Consider the following 917-nt stretch of genomic DNA (forward strand, 5'->3'; position numbering starts at 1 on the left):
AAAGGCGTGCTGAACCTCATCGCGCCGAGTACGGTGAATGTGACGTATCCGAGCAACGTGGAGCCTGTGCCGATCACCAGCGGGACGATGGTGATTGAGGTCAACGGCAAGCCCGTGATCTACGCGCCGCGGATCACCTATCAGGACTATGGATCGAAGGACGAGACGACGTTTGTGCCGATCTACTATCTGGAGCAGGCGCTTGGCGCGATGGGCGTACAGACGAACTGGCAGAACGGTTCGGAGTGGGACATGACGCTCCAGAGTGTCGCGGCGAACTCGAACCAGCCCGTGACGTATGAGACGCAGCAGCAGATGGCGGATGCGATGTGGAAGCTGTTTGATGGGTTGCCGAAGATGGAACACGAGTGGAACGTGCCGAATTTAGTCACTGTCAACGGTAATACGACGATTCAAAACGAGACGATGTACGGCGGTACTGGTGTCGTGACCGGATACCCGACGATGCAACAGGTTGGCGTGACGCCTGATCCGAATGCGCCCGTGACGGCGGGGCAGGTGGCGACGTGGCTGGCGGACTGGGCGGCAAATGCGGTGCCGTATACGGACACTGCTCAAGCTCCTAGCGGCAATGTCCAGACCTTCCTGGCCTCTCAAGGCGTTACGGATCCGTTCGATTGGGTGGAGGACAACGACCTCTTCCAGGACACGGGCATTATGGATCCCAACGCTCAATTGACGGTCAATCAGGCGCAGACGGTTCTGTCGAACCTCCAGTGGTGGCTGGACGGGTACAAGGAACAGAACGGCGTGTACACGCTTCATGCGCCGATTGGATATGGGATGTCAGAACCCAATCCGCAGGATTACCGCATTGCGGTACGTGCTTTCAATGGGATCAAGATGTGGCTCGTCGGCAATCAGGTGAACGTGGAGCTTCCGTATACGGGAGACTC

1 pseudogene is annotated in these 917 nt (G+C 57.9%); it reads left to right on the forward strand.

The features are described 5' to 3' along the window. A pseudogene (locus AC27E8_RS06610) lies at positions 1–917 on the forward strand (hypothetical protein); the annotation flags it as partial.

This window comes from Alicyclobacillus sp. CIJ1 (assembly GCF_057538885.1).